Annotated in this window: 21 protein-coding genes and 2 pseudogenes; 14 read left to right on the top strand and 9 right to left on the bottom strand. The window is 74.8% G+C overall.

The genetic code is table 11. The features are described 5' to 3' along the window. Positions 1 to 85: 85 nt before the first annotated feature. A complete protein-coding gene (gene betA / locus E4N63_RS29280; protein ID WP_125622979.1) occupies positions 86 to 1,744 on the top strand; it encodes a choline dehydrogenase in 1,659 nt (552 codons plus the stop codon). 3 nt (positions 1,745 to 1,747) lie between these two features. Next, positions 1,748 to 3,874 (top strand): choline BCCT transporter BetT, encoded by a 2,127-nt coding sequence (betT, locus tag E4N63_RS29285; RefSeq protein ID WP_230242142.1) that lies wholly within the window; start codon positions 1,748 to 1,750, stop codon positions 3,872 to 3,874. A gap of 79 nt (positions 3,875 to 3,953) precedes the next feature. Here the strand turns inward: betT and E4N63_RS29290 are convergent, their stop codons facing one another. Beyond that, positions 3,954 to 4,139, bottom strand: coding sequence for a hypothetical protein (locus tag E4N63_RS29290; RefSeq protein ID WP_228429648.1), 186 nt, complete (start codon positions 4,137 to 4,139; stop codon positions 3,954 to 3,956). A gap of 193 nt (positions 4,140 to 4,332) precedes the next feature. On the opposite strand from E4N63_RS29290, the gene E4N63_RS29295 reads away from it, so the two are divergent. Beyond that, positions 4,333 to 4,695 carry a hypothetical protein gene (locus E4N63_RS29295; RefSeq protein ID WP_230242143.1) on the top strand — a complete coding sequence of 121 codons (363 nt, stop codon included), beginning with the start codon at positions 4,333 to 4,335 and terminating at the stop codon, positions 4,693 to 4,695. A 61-nt stretch (positions 4,696 to 4,756) separates the two neighbouring features. Here E4N63_RS29295 and E4N63_RS29300 read toward each other — a convergent pair whose 3' ends face one another. The 6 genes from E4N63_RS29300 to E4N63_RS29325 all read right to left on the bottom strand — a co-directional run bounded on the left by E4N63_RS29300 (position 4,757) and on the right by E4N63_RS29325 (position 10,368). Next, positions 4,757 to 5,356 carry a hypothetical protein gene (locus tag E4N63_RS29300; RefSeq protein ID WP_230242144.1) on the bottom strand — a complete coding sequence of 200 codons (600 nt, stop codon included), beginning with the start codon at positions 5,354 to 5,356 and terminating at the stop codon, positions 4,757 to 4,759. A gap of 443 nt (positions 5,357 to 5,799) precedes the next feature. Continuing rightward, positions 5,800 to 6,543, bottom strand: coding sequence for a class I SAM-dependent methyltransferase (locus tag E4N63_RS29305; RefSeq protein ID WP_125622977.1), 744 nt, complete (start codon positions 6,541 to 6,543; stop codon positions 5,800 to 5,802). A 116-nt stretch (positions 6,544 to 6,659) separates the two neighbouring features. Next, positions 6,660 to 8,000 (bottom strand): metallophosphoesterase, encoded by a 1,341-nt coding sequence (locus E4N63_RS29310; RefSeq protein WP_230242145.1) that lies wholly within the window; start codon positions 7,998 to 8,000, stop codon positions 6,660 to 6,662. 341 nt (positions 8,001 to 8,341) lie between these two features. Next, positions 8,342 to 8,551 carry a hypothetical protein gene (locus E4N63_RS29315; RefSeq protein WP_230242146.1) on the bottom strand — a complete coding sequence of 70 codons (210 nt, stop codon included), beginning with the start codon at positions 8,549 to 8,551 and terminating at the stop codon, positions 8,342 to 8,344. Continuing rightward, positions 8,548 to 8,895: a VOC family protein gene (locus E4N63_RS29320; protein WP_125623004.1), complete on the bottom strand. Its 348-nt coding sequence runs from the start codon at positions 8,893 to 8,895 to the stop codon at positions 8,548 to 8,550. Before E4N63_RS29320 ends, E4N63_RS29315 begins: the two co-directional genes overlap by 4 nt. A 225-nt stretch (positions 8,896 to 9,120) precedes the next feature. Beyond that, on the bottom strand, positions 9,121 to 10,368 hold the full coding sequence (locus E4N63_RS29325; protein WP_230242147.1) for an SGNH/GDSL hydrolase family protein: 1,248 nt from the start codon (positions 10,366 to 10,368) through the stop codon (positions 9,121 to 9,123). Positions 10,369 to 11,189: 821 nt separating this feature from the next. On the opposite strand from E4N63_RS29325, the gene E4N63_RS29330 reads away from it, so the two are divergent. The 11 genes and pseudogenes from E4N63_RS29330 to E4N63_RS29380 all read left to right on the top strand — a co-directional run bounded on the left by E4N63_RS29330 (position 11,190) and on the right by E4N63_RS29380 (position 23,096). After that, positions 11,190 to 11,888, top strand: coding sequence for a D-glycero-alpha-D-manno-heptose-1,7-bisphosphate 7-phosphatase (locus E4N63_RS29330; RefSeq protein WP_374112850.1), 699 nt, complete (start codon positions 11,190 to 11,192; stop codon positions 11,886 to 11,888). Continuing rightward, a pseudogene (locus tag E4N63_RS29335) lies at positions 11,888 to 12,883 on the top strand (glycosyltransferase family 9 protein); the annotation flags it as partial. The gene E4N63_RS29330 and the pseudogene E4N63_RS29335, both read left to right, overlap by 1 nt. Before the next feature lie 144 nt (positions 12,884 to 13,027). Next, the gene (locus E4N63_RS29340) at positions 13,028 to 13,993 is read left to right on the top strand and encodes a glycosyltransferase (RefSeq protein ID WP_230242703.1); all 966 of its coding nucleotides are present in this window, start codon (positions 13,028 to 13,030) and stop codon (positions 13,991 to 13,993) included. Then, positions 13,990 to 15,231: a glycosyltransferase gene (locus E4N63_RS29345; RefSeq protein ID WP_230242148.1), complete on the top strand. Its 1,242-nt coding sequence runs from the start codon at positions 13,990 to 13,992 to the stop codon at positions 15,229 to 15,231. The genes E4N63_RS29340 and E4N63_RS29345 overlap by 4 nt, the downstream gene beginning before the upstream one ends. Before the next feature lie 59 nt (positions 15,232 to 15,290). Further along, on the top strand, positions 15,291 to 16,019 hold the full coding sequence (locus E4N63_RS29350; protein WP_125622971.1) for an SIS domain-containing protein: 729 nt from the start codon (positions 15,291 to 15,293) through the stop codon (positions 16,017 to 16,019). Between the two features lie 46 nt (positions 16,020 to 16,065). Continuing rightward, positions 16,066 to 17,632, top strand: a pseudogene (gene rfaE2, locus E4N63_RS29355) (D-glycero-beta-D-manno-heptose 1-phosphate adenylyltransferase); the annotation flags it as partial. A gap of 19 nt (positions 17,633 to 17,651) precedes the next feature. Next, complete coding sequence (locus E4N63_RS29360; protein ID WP_228429644.1) at positions 17,652 to 18,716, top strand: glycosyltransferase family 9 protein; 1,065 nt, start codon at positions 17,652 to 17,654, stop codon at positions 18,714 to 18,716. 333 nt (positions 18,717 to 19,049) lie between these two features. Then, positions 19,050 to 19,187: a hypothetical protein gene (locus E4N63_RS29365; RefSeq protein ID WP_167466201.1), complete on the top strand. Its 138-nt coding sequence runs from the start codon at positions 19,050 to 19,052 to the stop codon at positions 19,185 to 19,187. 265 nt (positions 19,188 to 19,452) lie between these two features. Next, complete coding sequence (locus E4N63_RS29370) at positions 19,453 to 20,652, top strand: NAD-dependent epimerase/dehydratase family protein (RefSeq protein ID WP_125623202.1); 1,200 nt, start codon at positions 19,453 to 19,455, stop codon at positions 20,650 to 20,652. Further along, positions 20,649 to 22,442 (top strand): NAD(P)/FAD-dependent oxidoreductase, encoded by a 1,794-nt coding sequence (locus tag E4N63_RS29375; RefSeq protein ID WP_230242149.1) that lies wholly within the window; start codon positions 20,649 to 20,651, stop codon positions 22,440 to 22,442. The genes E4N63_RS29370 and E4N63_RS29375 overlap by 4 nt, the downstream gene beginning before the upstream one ends. Positions 22,443 to 22,637: 195 nt before the next feature. Further along, a complete protein-coding gene (locus E4N63_RS29380) occupies positions 22,638 to 23,096 on the top strand; it encodes an SRPBCC family protein (RefSeq protein ID WP_125623200.1) in 459 nt (152 codons plus the stop codon). A gap of 202 nt (positions 23,097 to 23,298) precedes the next feature. On the opposite strand, the gene E4N63_RS29385 is transcribed toward E4N63_RS29380, so the two are convergent. Together E4N63_RS29385 and E4N63_RS29390 are read right to left on the bottom strand one after the other, a co-directional pair. Then, positions 23,299 to 23,751, bottom strand: coding sequence for a DUF5709 domain-containing protein (locus E4N63_RS29385; RefSeq protein ID WP_039819058.1), 453 nt, complete (start codon positions 23,749 to 23,751; stop codon positions 23,299 to 23,301). Positions 23,752 to 24,132: 381 nt separating this feature from the next. After that, complete coding sequence (locus E4N63_RS29390; protein ID WP_230242152.1) at positions 24,133 to 25,017, bottom strand: DUF2382 domain-containing protein; 885 nt, start codon at positions 25,015 to 25,017, stop codon at positions 24,133 to 24,135. Between the last annotated feature and the right edge of the window lie 33 nt (positions 25,018 to 25,050).

Raw genomic sequence — 25,050 nt, forward strand, 5'->3', positions numbered from 1 at the left:
GCCGCACCGTTATGCGTAGGAATGCACCATTTTCTACGTTAGGTTTCAGCGCCGTGGAGTGCCATTCGACAATGAGGAGCCCAGCATGAGCCGAGCGGAGTACGACTACGTCATCGTCGGCGGGGGGTCGGCCGGCTGCGCCCTGGCCAACCGGCTCAGCGCCGACCGGGAGAACAAGGTCCTGGTGCTGGAGGCGGGCCGGCCGGACTGGATCTGGGACGTCCTCATCCACATGCCCGCCGCCCTGACCATGGTCATCGGAAACCCGCTGTACGACTGGCGTTACGTGTCCGAACCGGAACCGCACATGGGCGGCCGGCGGGTCAGCCACGGCCGCGGAAGGGTGCTCGGCGGGTCGAGCTCCATCAACGGCATGATCTTCCAGCGCGGCAATCCGATGGACCTGGAGCGCTGGGCGTCCGACCCGGGCATGGAGACCTGGGACTACGCGCACTGCCTGCCCTATTTCAAGCGGATGGAGCACTGCGTGGCCGGGGCCGACGACTGGCGCGGCCAGGGCGGCCCGCTGTGGCTGGAGCGCGGGCCGGCGGCCAACCCGCTCTTCCACGCCTTCCTGGAGGCGGCGCAGCAGGCCGGCCACCAGCTGACCCCCGACGTCAACGGCTACCGGCAGGAAGGGTTCGCCCGCTTCGACCGCAACATCAAGAAGGGCCGCCGCTGGTCGGCCGCCCGCGCCTACCTCCACCCCGTCATGAAGCGGCCGAATCTGACGGTGCGGTGCTTCACCCAGGTGGATCGCGTGCTCTTCCGCGGAAAGCGGGCCGTCGGTGTGGAATACCGCCGGTTCGGACGGCAGCGCGGACGGGCGTCCGCCGGAGAGGTGATTCTCTGCGGCGGCGCGATCAACACGCCCCAGCTGCTCCAGCTCTCCGGGATCGGGAATCCCGCCGAGCTCACCCCGCTCGGCATCGGCATGGTGCACGAACTCCCCGGGGTCGGGGAGAACCTCCAGGACCATCTGGAGGTCTATGTGCAGCACGCGTGCAAGCAGCCGGTGACCTACAACCCGGCGCTCAAATGGAGCCGCCGGCCCGGGATCGGCCTGCGGTGGCTGTTGTTCCGCACCGGCCCGGCCGCGACCAACCACTTCGAGGCGGGCGGCTTCGTCCGCGGCAACGACCGGGTCGGCTACCCGAACCTGATGTTCCACTTCCTGCCCATCGCCGTGCGCTACGACGGCACCCCGGTCGGCGCCGAGCACGGCTACCAGGTGCACATCGGGCCCATGTACTCCGATGTGCGCGGCTCGGTGAAGATCAAGTCCGCGGACCCCCGCGAACACCCGGCGCTGCGGTTCAACTACCTCTCCACGGAGAACGACCGCAGGGAGTGGATCGAGGCCGTCCACGTCGCCCGGGACATCCTCGGCCAGCCCGCCTTCGCCGTCTTCGACGCGGGCGAACTCTCACCCGGCCCCGGGGTGGTCACGGACCGGGAGATCCTGGACTGGGTCGCCCGCGACGCCGAGACCGCCTACCACCCCTCCTGCACGGCCCGCATGGGCACCGACGAGATGTCCGTGGTCGACCCGCTCTCCATGCGCGTCCGCGGGGTGGAAGGGCTCCGGGTGGCCGACGCCTCCGCGATGCCGTACCTCACCAACGGCAACATCTACGCCCCGGTGATGATGCTCGCCGAGAAGGCCGCCGACCTGATCCTCGGCAACACCCCGCTGCCGCCGGCCACGGTCGGCTTCCACCGGCACCGCGCCCAGGAGGCATGAGACATGACGATGAACGGCGCGGGCGCGAGCGGAAGCGGGCGGGGCGGCGACACGGCCGCCCTCACGGCCGCGGAGCAGGGCCCGGGCGGGGGCCCGCGGGTCCACGGGGAGAGCCGGCTCAAGCCGGTCGTCTTCATCGGCTCGTCGGTGCTGATCCTGGCCGTCTCGATCTGGGCGATCATCACCCCGGGCGGCGCCGAGGACACCATCGGCGTGGTGGTCGACTGGATCTCCACCGGATTCGGCTGGTACTACTTCCTCGCCGCCACGCTGTACCTGCTGTTCGTGGTGTACGTGGCCGTGTCCCGCTACGGCGGCATCAAGCTGGGCCCGAAGCACTCCACCCCCGACTACGGGGTGTTCGCCTGGGCGGCCATGCTGTTCGCGGCCGGCATCGGCATCGACCTGATGTTCTTCGCCGTCTCCGGCCCGGTCAGCCACTACCTCGCACCACCCGAGGGGGACGCCGAGACCGTCGAGGCCGCCCGGCAGGCGGTGGTGTGGACGCTGTTCCACTACGGCATCACCGGCTGGGCCATGTACGCCCTGATGGGCATGGCGCTGGGCTACTTCTCCTTCCGCTACCGCCTCCCCCTGGCGATCCGCTCGGCGCTGTACCCGGTCATCGGCCGGCGCATCCACGGCCGGATCGGCGACACGGTCGACCTCGCCGCCATCATCGGCACGGTGTTCGGCATCTCCGTGTCCCTGGGCATCGGCGTCGTCCAGCTCAACTACGGGCTGAACTACCTCTTCGGCATCCCCGAGGGGACGGCGGCGCAGATCGGCCTCATCGCCGTCGCCGTCGTCATGGCCACGGCCTCCGCCGTGGCGGGCGTCGACCGCGGCATCCGGCGGCTGTCCGAGCTCAACGTCCTGCTCGCCATCCTGCTCATGAGCTACATGCTGTTCGCGGACGACCCGATCCGGCTGCTCAACAGCCTCATCCTCAACATCGGGGACTACGTCAGCCGTTTCCCCTCGATGACCCTCAACACCTTCGCCTACGACCGGCCCACCGAGTGGCTCAACTCGTGGACGCTGTTCTTCTGGGCCTGGTGGGTGGCCTGGGCACCGTTCGTCGGCATGTTCCTGGCCAGGATCTCCAAGGGGCGGACGATCCGTCAGTTCGTCGCGGCCACGCTCGTCATCCCGTTCCTCTTCACCCTGACCTTCCTCTCCGTCCTCGGCAACAGCGCCCTGAACGTGGTTCGGGAGGGGAACACCAAGTTCGGCGAGACCGCCATGAACACCCCGGAACAGGGCTTCTACGGGCTGCTCGACCAGTTCCCCGGCGCCACCTTCAGCGCCGGCCTGGCGACCCTCGTCGGCCTGCTGCTCTACGTCACCTCCGCCGACTCCGGCGCGCTGGTGATGAGCAACCTGTGCTCGCACCTGCCCACCCCGCTCACCGACGCCTCCGCCTGGCTGCGCGTCTTCTGGGCGTCGGCGACCGGCCTGCTCACGCTCGCGATGCTCCTCGTCGGCGGAGTGGACGCGCTCACCGCCGCGACCATCATCATGGGGCTGCCCTTCTCCTTCGTGATGTTCCTGATCATCGCCGGGCTCTACAAGGCGCTGCGCCTGGAGACGATGCGGGAGGAGGCCGTGCCCACCGTCCCCCCGCAACACCTGGGCTGGCGGCAGCGGCTGGCCCGGGCGACGTCCTTCCCCGGCAGGACGGACGCCATCCGGTTCGTCGACGAGGTGTGCCGCCCCGCCTTCCAGGAGGTCGCCGCGGAGCTGCGCGGGCAGGGCGTGGAGGCGGAACTCACCGAGGTCACGGAGGAGGAGCTGCGGATCCCGTCCGTGGCGCTCCGCGTGCCGATCGGCCCGGGGGAGGAGTTCGTCTACCGGGTGTGGCCCACCGAAACCGCGGTCCCCGCGTTCGCCACCCGCTCGGTCACCGCACACGACACCTATGTGCGCTTCGAGGTCCAGCTCGCCGAGGGCAGCCAGGGCTACGACGTGATGGGCTACACCAGGGAGCAGCTCATCCACGACATCCTCAGCCACTACGAACGGCACCTCGAATTCCTGCGCCTCCATCGCGAGTCGGCCGCCCGCTCCACCCTGCCGGACCACCGGCCCGACACGGCGGGCGTGCATCCTCCGGAGGACGGGCGCTGACAGCGGCGGACTCGCGGCCCGGGGCCATTCCGCCGGCTCGGGCAGGCGGACCGGGGCCCGGACCGGGGACGCTGCCGCTTCACCGCGAGCCGTCCGGCCGCATGAGGACGGAGTACGCCGACTCGGCCCGGCGGGCCGGAGCGGCGTCCGGGAGCGCGTGGTCGAGGAAGCCGCGGGTCCCGCCGTGGTGGAGGATCCGGCCGCTGTCCATGAGGGTGACCGTGTCGGCTTCGCCGGCGCGGTCGGCGATGTCGTGCGTCGACATGAGCACCGGCGTCTCCGCCGCGACCTCCCGCGTACTGTCCGCCGGTCGGCACCCTGGATGACAGGGCCCATCCGCCTCCATGTCCGGTGCAGGTGCCCAGCCGCGCCGGGGAGCGCGGTCGTGAACTGATCGGGCGGTATAGCCTCGTGGAGCACCGCACCGCATCACACTGTCGCGCGGCGAGTGAGGCCGAGTGAAGACGAGCACCGCACCCGCCTGGCCTCGCGTGGGGCTGTCCCTGATCGTCAATGTCCTGCTGGGCATTCCCGCCGTCGTGCCCGCATTCCTGCTCTGGTACTTCGCCTCGAACTGGCCGCTCGCCGAACTCGGCTGGACCCGGCGGGAACCCACGGAGAACGACGGAGTCCTGCCCTGGGTGCTGTTCGCCGGCCCGGTCATCACCCTGTTCGTCCTGGCCTGGTGGCTCGCCAACTGGCCGCTCCGGCACAGGACTTCACTGGCACGGGGCACGTACTGGCTTCTCAGCGCCGCGGCCACCGCGCTCCCCACGGTCACGCTCACGCTCGTCGTCATCATCGAGGGGAACCGACCCTGACGGCGGTGCCGAGAGGGAGTGGGCGGGGCGATTCCGTCGGAAGCCGGGTCCTGCGGGCGTCTCAGCCCGCTGTCCAGATGACGGCGTCGAACATCGCTCGCCGGTCGACGACCTCCAGTTCGGTGAGCTTGAGCCGGGCGATGTTCCCGTCACTGGTGCGAACGCACAGCACCGCGTTCCCGGCGAGCCGCGCGGTGTCGGTCCCGGCCGCGCCGACCGTGCTCGAACACTCCTCGAAGCCCGGCAGACTCGCCGTCTTCCCCGTCCAGAGCGAGATCACCGTGCCGTTCCAGCCCCCGATCTCGTCCGTGCCGATCGTGAAGATATCGCCCTCGTCGGCATACCCGACGGCGACGGGCTGCTCGGCGTCCAGATCCTTGGGCTCGGAATCGATCAGCAGTCGCCCCCGCCAGTGTTCGCTTCCCGCGGGCGGGGTGCCGGGGCCCGACCCGGTCGTCCCGGCCTGCTCGGAAGCGGACGCGGGCGCGGAAGCGGGCTCGGATTCAGCCGGTTCCGTCGCCGGTGCGGAAACCGGTGTGGTGCTGGGCGCGGTGGCCGCAGCGTCCGTGGGACCGGAGCCCGACGGGGCATCGGAGGACGCCACGACGGGGATCAGAGCCGCCACGATCGTCGCCGCGGCCGTGACCACCGCCGCCGCCACACCGATCCATGCCGCCCGCTGGTGTCGGCCGAACCACCCGCCGTCCGCGTCACCGCCCGCCCCGCCACCCGGCCCCGGCGGGTCCTCGGGCGGCGACGGTGACGGCGGCGGGGGAGCGGGCGGCTGTGCGCCGGTGCGGCCGTGGTTCCGCCGGTTCCTGTCCGTCAGATGATCGCCGTCCCCACCGGGTGTGCCGTCATCGGCTCGATCGTCGGTCGCCACACCTCAACGCCCCCGCTGCTGCCGCCGGTTCCACGTGCGTCGCCGAGAGGCTAACAGCCCGTCCGGGCGCGTGTGGCGGCTCCGTCCGAGAACTGCACCGCGTTGGCCAACAGATCGCTCACTGAAGCGAGTTGACGAGTCGCCGCAGGCGTCGGGCGGGCAAGTCGCCCTCTGCGGCGAAGGGTATCGGCAACGCCGTCGGATGACCCCGGGCGCGCTCGCTACCGCTCCGGCGGAACGCGGTAGACGGAGACGTGGGAATCGGACTCGGCGGTGAACTCGGTTCCGCTCCAGTCCGCGTGCCGGGTCTCCAGCTCGAAACCGGCGAGCTGAGCCATGAGGTCCAGCTCGGCCGGCCAGATGTAGCGGTGCGGGCTGCGGAACAGTTCTGCCCGCGGGGTCTCGTCGAACCGGAAGTGGTGCGACACGACCTGCTGGCGCAGGACGTCATAGGTGTCCAGAAGGATGTAGTCCGGCTCGGACCGGCACACCATGGCCGTCTGCCCCGGCGGAAGCTTGCGCAGCTCCGGTACCCACAGCTCGATCACGAACCGGCCTCCGGGCGTGAGATGGCGGGCCGCGTTACGGAAGCACTCGACCTGCCGGTCCTGGGCGAGCAGATTGGAGATCGTGTTGAACACGAGGTAGACCAGGGAGTACGTCCCCGGGGCGGTGGCGGTCGCCATGTCACCGACGACCACGGGGATCGCCGATTCACCGGCCTTGGAGCGCAGTTGCTCCACCATCGGCCGGGACAACTCGATGCCGGTGACGGGAACTCCCCGCTCCGCGAGCGGGACGGCGACCCGTCCGGTCCCGATGGCGAACTCCAGCGCCGCCCCACCGTCCGCGAGCTCCGCGAGGCGCTCCACGGCCGGGTCCAGGACCTCGGGCGCGAACATGCCGGTGCCGGGTGTGTCATACCTCTGCGCCGCATCGGCATCCCAGATGCTCTCCTGCTCCATTCCTCAACGCTCGCCACCGGTCGCGGGGATGTCCAGCGAATATCCGCTCTGTCGCAGTGAAGACGGTGAGAGGGAGGTGCTCGGCGAGAAGAGAATCCCGGTGCCGATGGGGCTGCTCAGCCGAGCGACGAGACCAGGGCAGCCCGGGCGCCGACCGGTGTGGGCTCCGCGGCGGGCTCACGGCCGAGCAACTCGCTCAGTAGCGGCAGTACGGAGGGCATGACTGTCACGTACCTCGGATCACTCGTGGTGGCGTCCCAACCGCACGGCATACGGCACCAGTTCCACCACGCCCAGTCGCCCTCCTGCGAGCGCGGATCCGTCACCGAGTCGTGCCGGAGCCGGAGCTTCCGGAACTCTCCGGCGCACAGTCCGGCCACCACCGGGTGGTCGTCGGGCTCGGGGAACAGGCGCAACACGTCGAACCACGTGACCTCACCGGCGCACAGGGCGGCGACGGCACCGTCCACCGGGGCCTGTGTCCCGTGCTGCCCGGCCGGTACGAAAGCCGCCTCCGCGCCGGTCGCCCGCCGGAGGAGCCGGGCCATGAAGCGGGGGAGGTAGTGCGCCGAGCCGGAGCGGGTGAGCCAGCTGTGCGGGCTGTGCCCCAAGACCTGGGCCGCCGCGTCCTCCCCGGCCCGCGCTGTGGGGGGCGTCGGGTGCGCGCGCAGCGGTGGCACAAGGCGGTTTCCCCGTACGACGGGGGCGGCCGGAGGGGCGGGGACGTCGACGACGAGGACCGACGCGGCGAACGGGTGAGAGTGCCCCGCCGGTGTGCCGTGAAGCCGCCCGGACCACGGGCCGAGGGTGTGCCCGCCGAGAACGAGGTCAACGGATTCCGCCCACGGACGCGTGAGGTCCGCCAGGCGGTCCGGGCGGGTGCCGAGCACGCTCCCGTCTCCGCCGCCGGGTCGCGGCCACCACGCCGCGCCGTCGTGCAGCAGCGCGACGGTCCACCGGGCGCCCTGCTGCCGCAGTCGGTGAGCCAGGTGGGGCACGGCGTGCTGCCAGTCGTCCCGGGGACGCGGGGCCCGGGACAGCCGGTGGCTGTGCGGATGCGTCAGGCCGATGACGCCGATGGGACCGGCGCCGGTGTCCACGACGGCGCAGCCTGGCAGCCCGGCATCGGCGTTCGCGCAGAGCAGGGGGAACGGCAGCCGCCGCGCCCGCTCCCGCAACGCGGACACTCCGTCGTCGAACTCGTGGTTGCCCGCGGCAGCCGCGGAGATCGGCAGCCCCGCGACGATCTCCCACGGCCGTGCGCCGGGCAGTGAGGCCGCCGGTCCCATCGCGAGATCACCGGTGTCGAGCCAGACGGCGGGCTGCCGCCGGCGTTCGCGCTCCAGCATCCTGGCGATGCCCGCGCAGGTGCCACCACGGCCGTAGCCGGTCCGGGCGGGCACGACGGTCGCTGCCAGGTCACCGGTGGCGAGGATGCGGAGCACCGTGTCGGGCACGGGGGGGGCGGCAGGGCCGGGACTGTGTCGGTCAGGGGGAGCCTCCGTATCCGTCGCGCACCGCGGATCGTCCGTGACCGCGATGCTCCCCTTCGGGCCTGTGGGCCATCCCGGTGCGGGACGCCGTGGTGGTCCGAATTCCCCCTTCGCGGCGCGTTACCGCCTCTGAACGAGTGGTGGTGCCGGGCCGGCGTCCGTGGTGGCGTCCGGTGAGTGGTCGGCCTTCGTGGAGTTAGCCGCGCGCGGCCGAACTGCCGGGTACGAGGATGCCTCCGGTACCGGTTTCAGCTGGCACCGGAGGCGTCAACGCGTCAGCGAGGGGGACCACCCTGCGCCCCGCGTCAGCCCTCCTCCATGTCGCGGAAGCGTTCGAAGGTGTCCGTCCCGTCGGCGCCCTGGTCCCACTTGACGGTGAGGGTGTCACCGCTCCGCGAGAGCCTGCCGTGGCGGTCCTTGCTCCTGACGCGCTCTCCGTCCTGCTCACGGAGCATGACGACCACGAGGTCGTTCCCCGCCCCGGCCTTCTGCCAGCGGCGCGAGGCCGCTGTCAACGGTGACTCAGCACATTGACCACACGGCCGTTGGGGTCGCGGACGAAGAAGCGCCGCACACCCCACTCCTCGTCCTGCAAGGGGTGCACGATCTCCGCGCCGCTGTCCCGCATGACGGCGTAGGCCGCGTCCACGTCGTCCACCTCCACGCTCATGTCCGGCGTGACCGGCGCGGTCTTGTCGCCGGTCATAAAGCTGACCTGGGCCGCCGGGGTGGATGGTGAGGCGAGCGTCATGATCCAGCCCAGGTCCATGACCTCCTCGAAGCCCAGCAGGCCGTAGAACTCCCGGTTTTCCTGCACTGTGCCTGACTGGAGAATGGGCATGACGCGGCGAACGGCCATTGACGACTCCCAGTGTGTAGCGTCTCCCTGGGACTTCCCAGGAGTACTACGGCATGCGCGCCTTCGCACGCACTACCGCAACAGATTTCCGGGCGGTCTGGTCCTGCGGCGCCGGACGGCAGCCTCGCCGCCGCCCTTTCGGGAGGGCATCGGCGGGCCGTCCGCCGGTGACCAGGCCGGACCGCGGACCGAGGAAGGGACCCCACCGGCCGTCTCCCTCCAGGCTCAGCGCCGGCCGGCCCCTGGGGCGCGCTCGCGGGCGTCCGTGAGGAGCATGTCCAGGTCCACCGCCTCCGCCATGGCTCGGGTTCCCGCGTCGTTGGGGTGGAGGTGGTCGCCGCTGTCGTAGGCCGGGTTGAGCGTCAGCGGGTCCTCGGGGGAGGCGGTGGCCGCCGCGAAGTCGATGACGCCGTCGAACGCCCCCGAGGTGCGGATCCACTCGTTCACCGCGTCCCAGATGGCCTGGCGGCTCTCTGTCCAGATGAACGAACCGGCCATGGGCAGCAGTGTTCCGCCGTAGACCTTCACGCCGTGGCGGTGGCCTTCCTCGATGAAGGCCTCGTAGCCGGTGATGAGTTCGTCCGCCGTGGCGTCGTAGCCGATGTCGTTGATGCCCTCCATGAGGATCACCGAGCGGACGCCGGTCTGTTCGAAGGCGTCGCGCTCCATGCGGGAGAGGGCGGCGACGCCGTAGTACGGCTCGCCCTCGCGGTCGGCGATCAGGCGGTTGCCGCCCAGGCCCGCGTTGACCACCGACAGGGTCGGGCCCTTGCGGGCCTGGAGGCGGCGGGCGAGGTGGTCCGGGTAGCGCTGGTTGGCGTTGCCCGTGGTGCTCGCGGTGTCGGTGATCGAGTCGCCGAAGGCCACCACCGAGCCGACCGTGCGGCGGTCGCCGCGCACGTCCACGCCGCTGACGAGCATCCAGCACGGGGTGCCGGCGTAGTCGTCGCCGGAGGGGTCGGCCGCCTCGTCGCCCTCGGCCAGGTAGTTGCCCTGCGCGGTGAACGGATGGTTGGTGACCGGGCCGGTCGCCTTGTCGACATGGACACTCACGAGGAGGGTGGAGAGGGCTCGTACGGGCATCCGGACCGGGTCGCTGAACCGTTCCTCGCCCGCGGCGAGGGTGGTGGCCTTGCGGCCGCCGAAGGTCAGGGTGCGCAGGGTGCCGGGGACGGCGTCGGCGCCCTCGTTCTGGAGTGCGACGGTCACCTTGTCGACCGTGACGGGCTCCGTCCCGAAGGTGTTGGTGACCCGGACCCGGACGCTGCTGCCGCCGCCCTTGACGAAGAGGACGTTGCGGACCGTCTGGTTCTCCAGGCCCTCGCCGGCCGGGCAGTCGCTCCAGGGGATCTCGCTGCCGGCCACCTGGCTCGCGCCCCAGGCGGCCACCCAGCCGCGGGACTCGCCCTGGCCGCCTTGACCGGGTGCGCTCTGGGCGGCGGCGGGCTGCGCGGCCGCCGGGGCCAGTGCCACCGCCAGTGCGAGGGCGACGGCGGTGGCGAGGGGCGGGCCAGGCGGCCGGGGGTACAGGCCCCGGTCCGCCGGCGGGCGGAGTCGTGCCGGCCGGGTCCGGTTTCCCGGGAGGGATCTCCGGTGCGGCTTCCGGTCGCTGCCGGGAGCCGGAGGAGTGGGGGAGGGAGGGAAATCATGGGGTTCTCCTGGTTCTCCTGATGAGGGTGGCCGGTGACCGGTGGTATGCGGTGGTGCCTGCTCGGGTGGTCGGAGGCGGGCTGACAACGTTGTCTGCCCTCGTCGTCGCTCGGCAGCGGTGTGCTGTTTCCTGGCGGAACGGTGGCGGCGTTGCGGGGTGCGGCCGTGGGGCGCGGTGGGCTCGGGAGCCGCCAACGCGCCCTGGAATACGGCCGGTTGGCGTGGCCAGATGCAAGCACCGATCCGATCACGCGGTCAAGGTGGCGACGGGCCTCAGGCTGCGGATCGGTGCGGTGGCGGATCGGTGTGACGCCGCCCCGGCCGGCGCCGTCCCGCGATCCGGCCGTCCGGCGTGCCCCATGCCGGCGGGTTCCCGTACATCCGTTCGTGGGAGCGGTGCCCTTCTCCGGCCCCGCCTCCGCCCGTGGCGGCCCCGCCCGGCAGTCCGGGGTCGCGGTCAGCAGGGTCGCGCTCAGCAGACCGGAAGGAGCCTCCGGGAGCGGGGCGGTCGGATGGGCGAGTGACTGGAATTGAACCCAGTTACTGTCGTGACCAGGGCCGATGAACTCAGCGAACCAGCCACAGTGACTCTTCGTGGCGTTTCAATGTGTTTGCGAAGCGGCTCCTGGGTTACCCGCGCCGTCGTGCCGATCACCACAGTCCCCCACAAGGCCCCGGCGCTCCCCGAGGGCCCGTGGCTGTTCGCACCGGGCGAGCCGCCGCGGCCCCCTCGCGCGCCCTCGGGCCCCCCGCGAGCCGTCCTGTTCGACCGCGACGGCACGCTCGTCGAGGACGTCCCGTACAACGGCGACCCCGCGCTCGTACGGCTGATGCCGCACGCCCGGGAGGCGCTGGCGGCGGTACGGGCCCACGGAGCCGCTGTCGGCGTGGTGAGCAACCAGTCCGGCGTGGCCCGCGGGCTGCTCACCCGGGGGCAGGTCGAGGCCGTGCGGTGGCGGGTCGAGGAACTGCTCGGACCGTTCGGCGTGTGGGCCGTCTGCCCGCACGGGCCCGGCGACGGCTGCGGCTGCCGCAAGCCGGCGCCCGGACTCGTGCTCGCCGCCTGCGCGCGGCTCGGTGTGGTGCCGGAGGAGACGGTGGTCATCGGCGACATCGGCGCCGACCTGGGCGCGGCCCGCGCGGCCGGTGCCCGGGGTGTTCTGGTGCCCACCCCCGTGACGCGCTCCGAGGAGGCCGACGCGGCCCCGGAGCGCGCGGCCGACCTGCTGGCGGCGGTGCGCCTGGCCCTCGGCCACCGGGCGTCCGGGCCGGACCGTCTGCCTCCGGAAGGCAGCCTTCCGCCCGGAGAAGACCGGCCCTCCGATGGGGGAGGTGCCGCGTGATACGCACCCTGGTCGTCCGTCTGGACAGCGCCGGAGACGTCCTCCTCGCCGGGCCCGCGGTGCGCGCCGCCGCGCACGGTTCCTCGTACACCGCGATGCTCTGCGGACCGCAGGGCGAGCAGGCCGCGCGGCTGCTGCCCGGGGTCGACGACGTCCTCGTGTACGACGCGCCGTGGGTCGGCCTGGAGCCGCCCCCGGTGACCCGGAGCGGCACCGACGCGCTGATCGAGGCCGTCGCCGCGGGCCGGTTCGACCGGGCGCTGGTCCTGGCCTCGTACCACCAGAGCCCGCTGCCCGTCGCCCTGCTGCTGCGGATGGCGGGCATCCCCTGGATCGCCGCCGACAGCGAGCACTACCCCGGGGCGCTGCTCGACCTGCGCCACCGGCGGGCCCCGGGACAGCACGAGGCGCGTGCCGCGCTGGCGCTCGCGGAGGCCGCCGGCTTCGCCCTGCCGCCCGGCGACGACGGAGCCCTGCGGGTGCGCGACGCCGCCGACACCACCCACCTGACCGGCGAGGACCCGTACCTCGTGATCCACCCCGGAGCCGCCGTGCCGGCCCGTGCCTGGAGCCCCGAGCGGGCCGCGCGCGCCGTGGCGGCCCTCGACGCGGCCGGGCACCGGGTGGTCGTCACCGGCGGCCCGGGGGAGAAGGAGCTCACCGCGGCCGTCGCGGGGGAGTGCGGGCTCGACCTCGGCGGCCGTACGGACCTGCGCGAACTGGCCGGGGTCCTGTCCCGCGCCCGGGCGGTGGTCACCGGCAACACCGGGCCCTCGCACCTGGCGGCGGCCGTCGGCGCGCCCGTCGTCTGCCTGTTCGCACCGGTCGTGCCCGCCGAGCGCTGGGCGCCGTACCGGGTGCCGCACGTGCTGCTGGGACGGCAGGACGCGCCGTGCGCCGGGACCCGGGCCCGCGAATGCCCCGTAGCGGGGCATCCGTGCCTGGACTCGGTGACGGACGCCGAACTGCTGTCCGCCGTCGGTGCGTTGACGGAAGGCCCGGCGGCCCCGGCCGCGGCCCGTGCCCCGCCCGTCCCGCGACCCCGCGGCGCCGCCCGCACCGCACCACCCCACGGCGCCGACCGCCCGCCCGGCCGGGCCGACCGCACCGGCCACCGGAGACCCGGAGTGGAGGACCGCATGAACATCCTGCTCTGGCATGTGCACGGCTCCTGGACGACGGCGTTCGTCCAGGGACCGCACACCTATCTGGTGCCCGTCCTGCCCGGCCGCGGACCCGACGGCCTCGGCCGCGCCCGCACCTGGACCTGGCCGGACTCCGTCCTCGAACGGACCCCGGAGCAGCTGCGCGACGAGCCCGTGGACCTCGTCGTCCTGCAGCGGCCGCACGAGGCGGGCCTGGCCGAACGCTGGCTCGGCGGGCGGCGCCCCGGCCGCGACGTCCCCGCCGTCTACCTGGAGCACAACGCGCCCGACGGCGAGGTGCCCCACACCCGCCACCCCGCCGCCGACCGGGACGGTCTGACCCTCGTCCACGTCACCCACTTCAACCGGCTGTTCTGGGACAACGGCTCCACCCGCACCGCCGTGATCGAACACGGCATCGTCGACCCCGGCCACCTCTACACCGGCGAGGTGGAACGGGCGGCCGTCGTCGTCAACGAGCCCGTCCGCCGCGGCCGCACCACCGGCACGGACCTGCTGCCGCACCTGAGCGCCGCCGCACCCCTGGACGTCTTCGGCATGCGCACCGAGGGACTCGCCGCCCACCTCGGCCTGGACGAGGACCGCTGCCGCGTGCGGGACCTGCCGCAGAGCGAACTCCACACCGCCATGGCACGGCGGCGCCTCTACCTCCACCCGATCCGCTGGACCTCCCTCGGCCTGTCCCTGCTGGAGGCCATGCACCTGGGGATGCCGGTGGTCGCCCTCGCCACCACCGAGGCGGTCGAGGCCGTCCCTGCCGGAGCCGGGGTCGTCTCGACCCGTCCGGAGGAGCTCGCCCGCGCCGCCCGCGCCTATCTGAACGACCCCGCGGCGGCCGCCGAGGACGGGGCACGGGCCCGCACCGCGGCCCTTGAACGCTACGGCCTCAAGCGCTTCCTGAGTGACTGGGAGCACCTGATCGAGGAGGTGACCCGATGACGGCCACGGTGCGGCACGGAGCCCTCGCCATCGCCCTCATATCCGAGCACGCCAGCCCGCTGGCCGTCCTCGGCGGAGTCGACGCGGGCGGACAGAACGTCCACGTGGCGCACCTCGCCGGCGCCCTCGCGGACCGCGGCCACCAGGTCACCGTCCACACCCGGCGCGACGCGCCCGGCCTGCCCGACCGGGTACCGCTGCGCCCCGGCGTCGAGGTGTGCCACGTACCGGCCGGGCCCGCCCGGGAGATCCCCAAGGACGAACTGCTGCCCTACATGCCCGAGTTCGGCCGCCACCTCGCCCGGCAGTGGGAACTGGCGCCGCCCGACCTGGCGCACTCGCACTTCTGGATGTCCGGGCTGGCCACACTGCAGGCCGCCCGCGAACTCGGCGTGCCGGTGACCCACACGTACCACGCCCTCGGTGCCGTCAAGAAGCGCCACCAGGGCAGCGCCGACACCAGCCCGCCGGAGCGGATCCTGCTGGAGACGGAGATCGGCGAGAGCAGCGACCGGATCATCGCCACCTGCCGCGACGAGGTCGCGGAACTGGCCGCCCTGGGCATCCCGGCCGGGCGGATCTCCGTCGTTCCCTGCGGCGTCGACACCGAGCGGTTCACGCCCGACGGCCCCGCCGCGCCCCGCGGACCGCTGCCGCACCGGCTGCTGCAGATCGGGCGGCTGGTCCCGCGCAAGGGCGCGGCCGTGTCGATCGCCGCGCTCGCCCTGCTGCCCGACGCCGAACTCGTCATCGCGGGCGGTCCGCCGCCGGACCGCATCGGCGCGGACCCGGAGGTGCGCCGGCTGCGCGCGCTGGCCCGGAAGGCGGGCGTGGCCGACCGGGTGCGCTTCACCGGCGGAGTGCCGCCGGAGGACGTTCCCGCGCTGCTGCGCAGCGCCGACCTCGTCCTCTGCCCGGCCGACTACGAGCCGTTCGGCATCGTGCCGCTGGAGGCCATGGCCTGCGGAACACCCGTCGTGGCCAGCGCGGTCGGCGGCCAGATGGACTCCGTGGCCGACCCGGGCACCGGGCGGCTCGTCCCGCCCGGCGACCCGGCGGCCCTCGCGGCCGCCGCCTCCGGACTGCTGCGCAACCCGCAGCTGCGCGAGACGTGCGGGCTCGCAGGGCGCCGCCGTGCCCTGCTCCGCTACGGCTGGAACCGGGTCGCGGCCGCCACCGAGACCGTCTACCGGGACGTGCTCGCCCTGCGTCCCGCCGCCGTCACCGGAGCGGCCTGAACCGCGCCGCTCCCACGGCCGCGCCACCGAACTCTTGTTCTTCCAGGAGGACGAACACCATGTCTGACACGCTGCGGGCAGCACACGAGCACTGCCAGTCGCTCCAGGATGCCCTCGGCCGGCTCCGCGACCGGGAGCTCGGCCTGATCACCGCCTGGGGCGAGCACCTCGCCGCCGTCCTCCCCGTGGGCGGCCGGCTGCTCGCCGCGGGCAACGGCGGCAGCGCCGCGCAGGCCCAGCACCTCACCGCCGAACTCGTCGGCCGCTTCCAGCGCGAACGCCCGGCCTACTCGGCGATAGCCCTGCACGCCGAGACCTCCACCGTCACCGCCATCGGCAACGACTACGGCTTCGACGAGCTGTACGCACGGCAGGTCGCCGCGCACGGGCGGCCCGGCGACGTCCTCGTCCTGATGTCCACGTCCGGGCGCAGCCCCAACCTGCTCGCCGCCGCCGACACCGCGCGCGCCGCCGAGCTGCGGGTGTGGGCGATGACCGGGCCCCGGCCGAATCCGCTGGCCGCCCGTGCCGACGAGGCCCTGTGCATCGACGCGGACAGCACCGCGACGGTGCAGGAGGCGCACCTGGTGGCGCTGCACCTGCTGTGCGCGGCGTTCGACTCGGCCGCGGCGGTGCCGGCGACGGCACCCGCCGCCGCGGTGCCGGCCGCACCGGAACCGGCGGCCCGCGCCGCCCGGAACGGGAACGGGGACAGGAAGGGGAACGGGAACGGATACGTGAACGGTGTCCGCACGGCGGCGGTGCGCCCCTGGCGGGACATCGCATGAGCCGCCCCGCCGCCCCGGGGCCCGACAGCGCAGCTGTGAGGTGATCATGAACCACCGTCAACCTCTCGTCGTCGTCGGTGACGTCCTGCTCGACCGGGACATCGACGGCACGGCGGAGCGGCTGGCCCCCGACGCGCCCGCGCCGGTCGTGGACGTCACCGGCGACCGCAGCCGGCCCGGCGGCGCCGGACTGGCCGCCGTCCTCGCCGCGGCGGACGGGCGCGAGGTCGTGCTCGTCACCGCCCTCGGCGACGACCCGGCGAGCCGCACCGTCCGCGCCGCGCTCACCCCGCGCGTCCGGCTCGTCGAACTGCCGCTCCACGGCACGCTGCCCGAGAAGATCCGGGTCCGCGCCGACGGCCGTCCGCTGGTCCGCGTCGACCGGGGCGGCGGCCGTCCCGGCGAGCCGGACGACGCCGTACGGGCCGTGCTGCGCGCGGCGGGCACGATCCTCGTCGCCGACTACGGGCGCGGAACGGCCACCGCCGTGCGGCCCTACCTCGCGGAGGCCGCCCGGCGCGTACCGCTGGTGTGGGACCCGCATCCGCGCGGGGACGAACCGGTGCCCGGCGCCCGGCTGGCCACACCCAACGCCGCCGAGGCCCGCGCCCTGGCGCCCGGCGCGGCGGGTTCCGGTCCGGGGCGTCCGACCGACGTGCCGGGCGGGCTTGCTGACGGCACCGGCCGTGACGGTACGGACCGGCACGGTGCGGACGCCCCGGCCGGAACCGCCGGCCCGCGGAGCGCGCACGGCACGCACGGCGAAGACACCGGCCCGGACACCGCCCGCGCCGCCTCCCCGCACCGCCACCGGTGACGACTCCCTCCGCGCCCACGGCCTGCGCGGCGCCCACCTCGCCGGACGCTGGCGGGCCGCCGGCGTGGCCGTCACGCTCGGCGCCCGCGGCGCCCTCCTGACCCGCCCCGGCAGCGACAGCCCGATGCTCGTCCCGGCACCGCAGATGTCCGGCGGCGACCCGTGCGGCGCGGGCGACCGCTTCGCGGCGGCGGCCGCGGCCGCGCTCGCCGACGGCGCGCTCCCCGAGGAGGCCGTCCAGCGCGCGGTCACCGAGGCCGCCGGGTTCGTCGCGGCGGGCGGCGCCGGAAACCCCGCGCTGTGGCGCGGCCGCCCGGCTGCCGCCGACCGCCCGGCCCGCCCCGACGACCCGTTCGCGCTCGCCGCGGCCGTCCGTGCCCGCGGCGGTACCGTCGTCGCCACCGGCGGCTGCTTCGATCTCCTCCACGCCGGCCACGTCGGCCTGCTGGAGAACGCCCGCCGCGTCGGCGACTGCCTCATCGTCTGCGTCAACTCCGACGACTCCGTCCACCGCCTCAAGGGCCCCGGACGGCCGCTCAACCACCAGGCCGACCGGGTCCGGGTGCTGGCCGGACTGGGCTGCGTGGACGCGGTGGCCGTGTTCGACGAGGACACCCCCGAGGCGCTGCTGCGCACCCTGCGCCCCGACATCTGGGTCAAGGGCGGCGACTACAGCGTCGACGCGCTCCCCGAGGCGGCGGTCCTGCGCCGGTGGGGCGGGCAGGCGCTCGTGCTGCCCTACCTGGACGGCCGCTCCACCACCGAGATCGCGCGGCGCGCGCTCGCCCCAGCCCCACAGCCCCCGGAGCCGCCGGATGACCTCCCGCGACATCATCGACATCACCGCACCGCCCGGCACCCCCTCCCTGGTGGTGCTGCGCGCCCTGGGCCTCGGGGACCTGCTGACCGCCGTGCCGGCCCTGCGCGCCCTGCGCCGCGCCCACCCGGCGCACGAACTGGTGCTCGCCGCGCCGGCCCGGCTCGCCGAGGCCGCCCTCGCCACCGGCGCCGTCGACCGCCTGCTGCCCGCCGCCGCGCCGGGGCGCGCGGTCCCCGAACGCATCGCCTGGACGGGCCCGCCCCCCGACATCGCCGTCGACCTGCACGGCAACGGGCCCGAGAGCCACCTGCCGCTGCGGGACCTGCGCCCGGCCCGGCTGATGGCCTACGCCCACCCGGACACCCCCGGCATCCCGGGGCCGCAGTGGCGGGACGACGAACACGAACGCGCCCGCTGGTGCCGCCTCCTGGACTGGTACGACGTCCCCGCCGACCCGGACGACCTGCGGATTCCCCTCCCCGGCAGACCCTCGCCGGCCCCCGGCGCCGTGGTCCTCCACCCCGGCGCGGACGCCGGTGCGCGCTGCTGGCCCGCCGACCGGTACGCGGCCGTGGCCCGCGTGCTGATCGCCGCCGGGCACCGGGTGGTCGTCACCGCCGGAGCGGGCGAGGGCGCGCTCGCCCGGTCGGTCGCCGGACGCGCGGGGCTGCCCGCCTCCGCCGTGCTGGGAGGCGACGCCGACGTGCCGTTCCAGGATCTGGCCGCGCTCGTCGCCCGCGCCCGCGCGGTCGTCGTCGGTGACACCGGCCTGGCGCATCTGGCCACCGCCCTGGGAACCCCGTCCGTGGTGCTGTTCGGGCCCGTCGCCCCACGGCTGTGGGGCCCGCCGGACGACCCGCGCCACCGGGCGCTGTGGCACCCCGACGGCCCCGGCGCCCGGCCCGGCGACGCCCACGGGGAACGGCCCGACGAGCGGTTGCTGCGGATCACCGCGGACGAGGTGCTGGCAGCCCTGGCGGCTCTGCCCGAACCGGTGGCGGGTTCCCTGCCCGGCAGCGGACCACGGCCCCCGGCCGCCGCGGCCGCGGTGAGCGGATGACGGACCGGGGCCGACGGGCGTGACCGGTGCCGAGGGGCGGCCCGGGCGGCCCGTGTGCCCCCGGACCGCCCGGCGCGGCCGGTCCGCGGCCCGGGCTGCTCCTTCCGGGTGGCCCGGCCGCCCCCGCCGGACGGACGGCCGCCGTTCCGGGCCTCCGCGACGGACCGGGCGGGGCAATCGTCGTGAAACGGCGGTTTCGGGGCACCTGCATCTGTGGGCCCGCCGCCACCGGGCACACCCCGCCGGGATCCCGGCGGGCCACCGGCGCACCGGCCGCCCCAGCGCCCCCGCCGGCCCGGACACCCGGGCCGGCGAACGGAAGGAGACCGGACGATGAGCGACACCTACACCACACCCTCCCAGGCCGAGGGCGACCGGGACGACGACCCGCTCGAGCAGCAGCACGAGATGACCCCGCGCACCACGCCCTCCCAGGCGGAGGGCGAACGGGACGACGAGGACGAGGAGTAGCCCGGGGGAGCGCCGGCCCGGGCCGGCCCCGGCCGGGAGCCACCGCCCTCCGCCGGGACGCCCGCCGGGCGCCGGGGCGGGAGCGGCCGGCCCGCCGGGTCCCGCCCGTCCCGGCACCGCGGCAGGTCACCCGGACGGGCGGCAGGCGGAGCGCCCACCGCTGCCGTCGCACCCCCGGTGGTACGGAGCGGCAGGACACGACGAGCACCGCAGGAACGGGCCGAGACCGCACGAGCGGCGGATGCCGGAGCAGAGGGAGCCGACCATGACGCGCCACACCACACCACCGGGCCCGCCGGGCGCCGCCCACGAGGCCCGGGTCCGGGGGCTGCGGGTCGTCGTCACCGGCGCCACCGGCAACATCGGTACCGGGCTGCTGGGACTGCTCCGCGAGGACGACCGGGTCGGCTCGGTCCTGGCCATCGCCCGCAGACCGCCCGGCACCCCGCAGGAACGCCGGTCGGCCGGGTCCGGGGGCACGGACGGCCCGGAACGGGCGGGAGACGGGGACGGCCCGGCCGGCGCGACGGCCCGGGACGACAAGATCACCTGGCTGCGGGCCGACATCTGCCGGGCCGACCTCGTCCACCACTTCGAGGGCGCCGACGCCGTCGTCCACCTCGCCTGGCTGTTCCACCCCTCCCACCGGCCGTCCGTGACCTGGCGGACCAATGTCCTGGGCAGCACCCGGGTGTTCCGCGCGGCGGCCGCCGCCGGGGTGGCCGTCCTCGTCCACGCCTCGTCCGTGGCGGCCTACTCGCCCGGCCCCAAGGAGCGCGGGGTCGACGAGAGCTGGCCCACGCACGGCTGGCCGGCCTCCGCCTACTCCCGCGAAAAGGCCTATGTGGAACGGGTCCTGGACGCCTTCGAACAGGACCACCCCGCGATGCGGGTGGTCCGGCTCCGCCCCGGCATCGTGTTCCGGCGCGAGTCGGCGGCCCAGCAGCGCCGGATCTTCGCCGGTCCGCTGCTGTCGCGCCGTATGGTCCGCCCCTCGCGCTACCCGGCGATGCCCGACCTGCCCGGGCTGCGCTTCCAGACCCTGCACACCGACGACGCGGCCGACGCCTTCCGCCGCGCCGTCCTGACGCCCGTACGCGGCCCGTTCAACCTCGCCGCCGACCCGCCCGTCGACGCGAGGATGCTCGCCCGGGTGTTCGGGACCCGGACCGTGCGCGTCCCCGCCCGGCCCGTGCTGGCCGCCGTGGCCGCCGCCTGGCGGCTCCATCTCGTCCCCACCCCCGACGGACTCCTGGAGGCCGTGCTCCGCATGCCGCTGATGGACACCACCCGCGCCCGGACCGAACTCGGCTGGCAGCCGCGGCACTCGGCGGAGGAGACCGTCGAGGAGTTCGCCGCCGGGCTGCGCCGGGGCACCGGCGGCCCGACCCCGGCCCTCGCCGCCCGCCTCCCCGGCGGGGGCCGCGCCCGGGAACTCGCCACCGGCGTGGGGGAGCGCACATGACGCCCGGCGGGACGGACCGCCCCGCCAGCCGGAGCGAGCCGCAATCGGACCCCGCCAAGGCCCCGTACACGGCCGGGACGGGGCCCACGACCGGGACGGGGCCCACGGCCGCGGCGGCGCACCCGCGCCCCGCCACGGCCGGCGACGCCGACGCCGTGGTGATCGGCGCCGGCCCCAACGGCCTCGTCGCCGCGAACATCCTGGCGGACGCGGGCTGGCGGGTCCTCGTCCTCGAAACGCAGCCCGTGCCCGGCGGCGCCGTCCGCAGCGACCGGGGCGTCCACCCCGACTACGTCAGCGACCTGTTCAGCTCGTTCCACCCGCTGGCCGTCGCCTCCCCGGCCATCGGCGCGCTCGGCCTCGAACAGTACGGATTGCGCTGGAGCCACGCGCCCGCCGTCCTCGCCCACCCGCTGCCCGACGGCAGCTGCCCCGTCCTCCACCGGGACGCCGAACGCACCGCCGAGAGCCTGGAGGAGACCGGCGCGGGGGACGGCGAGGCGTATCTGCGGCTGGTCGGTCTCTGGGACCGCCTCGGCCCCGAACTGATCCAGGCCCTGTTCACGCCCTTCCCGCCGGTGCGCTCCGCGGCCGTGCTCGCCGCCCGGCTCCGCGGCGCGGGCGGTCTGCGGCTGATGCGCACCCTGCTGCTGCCCGTACGGCGGCTGGGGGAGGAGGAGTTCACCGGCAGCGGCGGCCCGGTGCTGCTCGCCGGCTGCGCGCTGCACGCCGACTTCCAGCCCGAGTCGCCCGCCTCCACCGCCTTCGGCTGGCTGCTGGCGATGATCGGCCAGCGGCACGGCTGGCCGGTGCCCGAGGGCGGCGCCCAGGCCCTCACCGACGCCCTCGTCCGGCGGCTGGAGGCCAAGGGCGGCACCGTGCGGTGCGGCACCGAGGTCCGCCGGGTGGTGGTCCGCGAGGGGCGGGCGCTGGGGGTGCTCACCGCGGACGGCGAACCGGTACGGGCCCGGCGGGCCGTCCTCGCCGACGTACCGGCGCCCGCCCTCTACGGCGGCCTGGTCGGCTGGGAGCACCTGCCCGCCCGGCTCCGCGACGACATGCGCCGCTTCCAGTGGGATCACGCCACGTTCAAGGTCGACTGGGCCCTGTCCGGGCCGATTCCCTGGGCGTCGCCCGCCGCGGCCGGCGCCGGTACCGTGCACCTGGCCGACGGCATGGACCATCTCACCCGCCACACCGCGCAGTTGGCCACCGGCCATCTCCCCGACCGGCCGTTCTCCCTGCTCGGCCAGATGACGACGGCCGACCCCGGCCGCTCACCCGCCGGCACGGAGTCGGCCTGGGCGTACACGCACGTACCGCACCAGGTGCGGGGGGACGCGGGCGGCGAGGGACTGGACGGCGACTGGGGCCCGGCCGCGGCGGAGACGATGGCGCGGCGCGTCGAGGCCGAGGTCGAACGGCGCGCGCCGGGCTTCCGTGACCGCATCGCCGCCCGCCGCATCCTCGCCCCGCCCGATTTGGAGCGCCGCGACCAGAACCTGTGGCACGGAGCCGTCAACGGTGGTACCGCCGGCATCCACCAGCAGCTCTTCCTCCGCCCGGTACCGGGCAGCGGCCGCCCCGAGACCCCCGTCGGCGGCCTCTACCTGGCCTCCGCCTCCGCGCACCCCGGCGGCGGCGTCCACGGAGCCTGCGGCGCGAACGCCGCGCGGGCCGCGCTCCGCGGCCGGGGCGGCGTCGTCCGCCAGACCCTGGCACCGGCGCTGTCCGCCCTCCAGCGGTCGCTGACGGGCGGCACGGCGCGGAGCCGCCCGGGCGGCACCTGAGCGGCCGCCGACGACCCGGCGGACGCCCGCCGCCCCGGGCCACCGGCAGCGCCCGGCGCCCCGGCCCGTAACCCGTCCCGACCGACGGACCGACCGCCCAACCGGCAAATCGATCAACCGACCAACCGACCCGACCCCGACCCCGACCCGGCCGGAAGTCCGCCCCGGCCCGATACGCAGAGAGTGGAGAGTTCCATGGCCGTTCGGTACGCGCTGATCCGCCGCCCGCCCGAGGCGGTGTGGGCCGTCCTGTGCGACGGCGCGAAGTACGAGGACTGGGTCATCGGCACCGACGAGACCGAGGAGGTCGACGCGCGCTGGCCCGCCCCGGGCTCGGAGATCCGCTACACCGTGCGCCTGGGCCGCCTGACGCTCGGGGGCCGCACGACTGTCCGGATCTCCGAGCGGAACGAGCGGCTCGAACTGGAGGCGAAGGCCGGGCCGCTGGGCTCCGCGCGCATCGCGATCGAGCTGCGCCCCTGGGGCGAGAACTGCCTGGTGATCGTGGACGAGCATCCGCTGACCGGGCCGGGCGCCAGACTGCACGGCTTCGCCACCGAGGCGTTCCTCAAGCTCCGCCACCGCCAGATGCTCCACCGGCTGGCCAGTGTCGTGGAGGCCGGCGAGAGCGCCGGGCGGACGGCCCCGGCCTGACCCGCGGCCTGACCCGCGCGGCCCGCCCGGGAACACCGGCCGGAGCGCCGCCCCCGCCCCCGCCCCGGCTGTGCGTTTCGGGGCGGGGCGGCGCTCCGGGGCCGGACACGCCACCGGCGGCCGGTCCGGTGACCGGCCGCCGGTGGCGGTCCGTGGTCCGGAGCGGACGCGGTCCCCGGTGGTACCCGGCGCGCCCCTCCGGTCAGATGCGGTCGTCGTCGACGATGTGCACCGCGTCCTCCTCCGCCGAGAGCCCGTGCGTCGACCCCTCCTGCGAGTAGACGTCCTGCTCGCGGGGCCGGTCGGGGTCCGGCTCGTCGTAGAGCAGGCCCGCGCGCGGGTCCTCCTCGCCGTTCTCGTCCTCGTCCAGCGGCCGCTGGTCGGCCTCCGGGTCCTCCCAGGCGGCGGCCCTGCGCGGCTCGGCGAGCTCCGCCGGGTCGGGTTCCGGTACCTCGTCGGAGAGCCGCTCGTCGAGCGTCTCGCCCTCGCGGACCTCGTTCGGGGTCGTCTCGCGGAACTCGGCGAACGTCGGCCGGTCGCCCGGCACCGGCATCTGCTGCGGATCGGACGCCCGCTGCTGCTGAGGGGTGCCGTCCTGCAGGTCGGGGATGCCCTCGTCCTCGGGATCCACCGCAGGGTCGTGTGGCGTTGTCACGGCACCGGCTCCTTCCATCGTCTGTCCGTCCCCCGGTCTCCCCCCACGCCGCTCGGGTGCCCGCGCGAGCGGCGGTCATGCGGCGCGGCCCGTCCGGGACGGCGCGTGGAACAGCGGCAACGGGCCCGCGGGGACGGGGACGGCGGCGGGCCCGCCGGGCCGGGGCGCGGGCCCCCTTGCGTCCGGCCCCGGCGGGAACCCGCACCGGCCCGGCCGGCGCCCGTCACGCCCGCCACCCCGGCCGCGCGGCCCGGCTCGCCCGGGTGGAAGCGCCGCGCACGGCGGCTCCGCGCCCGGCCGGGTGCCTTCGTCCCGGCTGCTCCGCGCCGTGCCGCCGTCCGCGCCGCCGTCCGGACCCGGGCCGGACCCGGACGGGATCGTTCAGGTGAACCGGTCGTCGCTGCCGCCCCGACCGGTCTGTCCGGGCGTCTCCTCGGAGCCCTTTCCCCGGCCGCTGTCGTAGTCGACCTGCTCCTTGCGGACCTTGGTGCTCACCTCTTCCTCCTCGGTGACCTTCTCGGCCTCCAGCCGGACCCGCTCGACGGGGACGGTCTCCTTGCGGACGACGGGACGCTCCTCGTGGAGGGTGAGCTCCACCTGCGCCTCCTCGATCGGGGAGGCCGAGGAACGGGTGCGCTCCTCGGGGCCGACGGGCTCCCGGGTGACCCGGACCTCCTCGTGGCTGACCGGGACCGTGGTGTGCACGTCCTCGGTGACCACGTGCTTGCGCAGCCGGGCGCGTCCGCTCTCGTGCTGCTCGGTGTCGATGTACGCGCGCTCCTCGGAGCGCGTGATCTCCGGCGTGCCGCGGACGCGGGCGGTCTCCCGCTCGCGGGCGGCCGGTGCCGGGGCTCCGGCCGGGGCGGGTGTGCCGGCCGAACGCGCGGGTCCGGCGGTCCGCGGGGTGCCCGCGGTGTCCTCGGGGCGCCGCCCGGTGCGGCCGCCCGACGCGCTCATGTCGTAGTGCCGGTAGAGGTTCTCCTCCTCGGCGGGGTCCAGATGGCCGCCGGCGTCGATGCGCGGGGCCTCCTTGATGTCCTCCTTGCCGTACGGGACCTGCAGCCGGTCCGGGGAGATCTGTGCTCCGCCCAGCGGGACGAAGGTCTCCTTCGTCCCGAACATGCCGGTGCGCACCGTGACCCACTCCGGCTCACCGGAGGCGTCGTCGAGGTACACCTGCTGGATCGAGCCGACCTTCTGGCCGTCCTTGTCGTACAGGGACCGGCCGGACAGTTCCTGTGGGCTTGTGCTGTGGGGTGCGGTCATCGCTGACTGCTCCTTCCGTGTGATGACGAGACG

The sequence above is a fragment of the Streptomyces sp. MNU89 genome, assembly GCF_020982505.1.
Taxonomy (GTDB): domain Bacteria; phylum Actinomycetota; class Actinomycetes; order Streptomycetales; family Streptomycetaceae; genus Streptomyces; species Streptomyces xinghaiensis.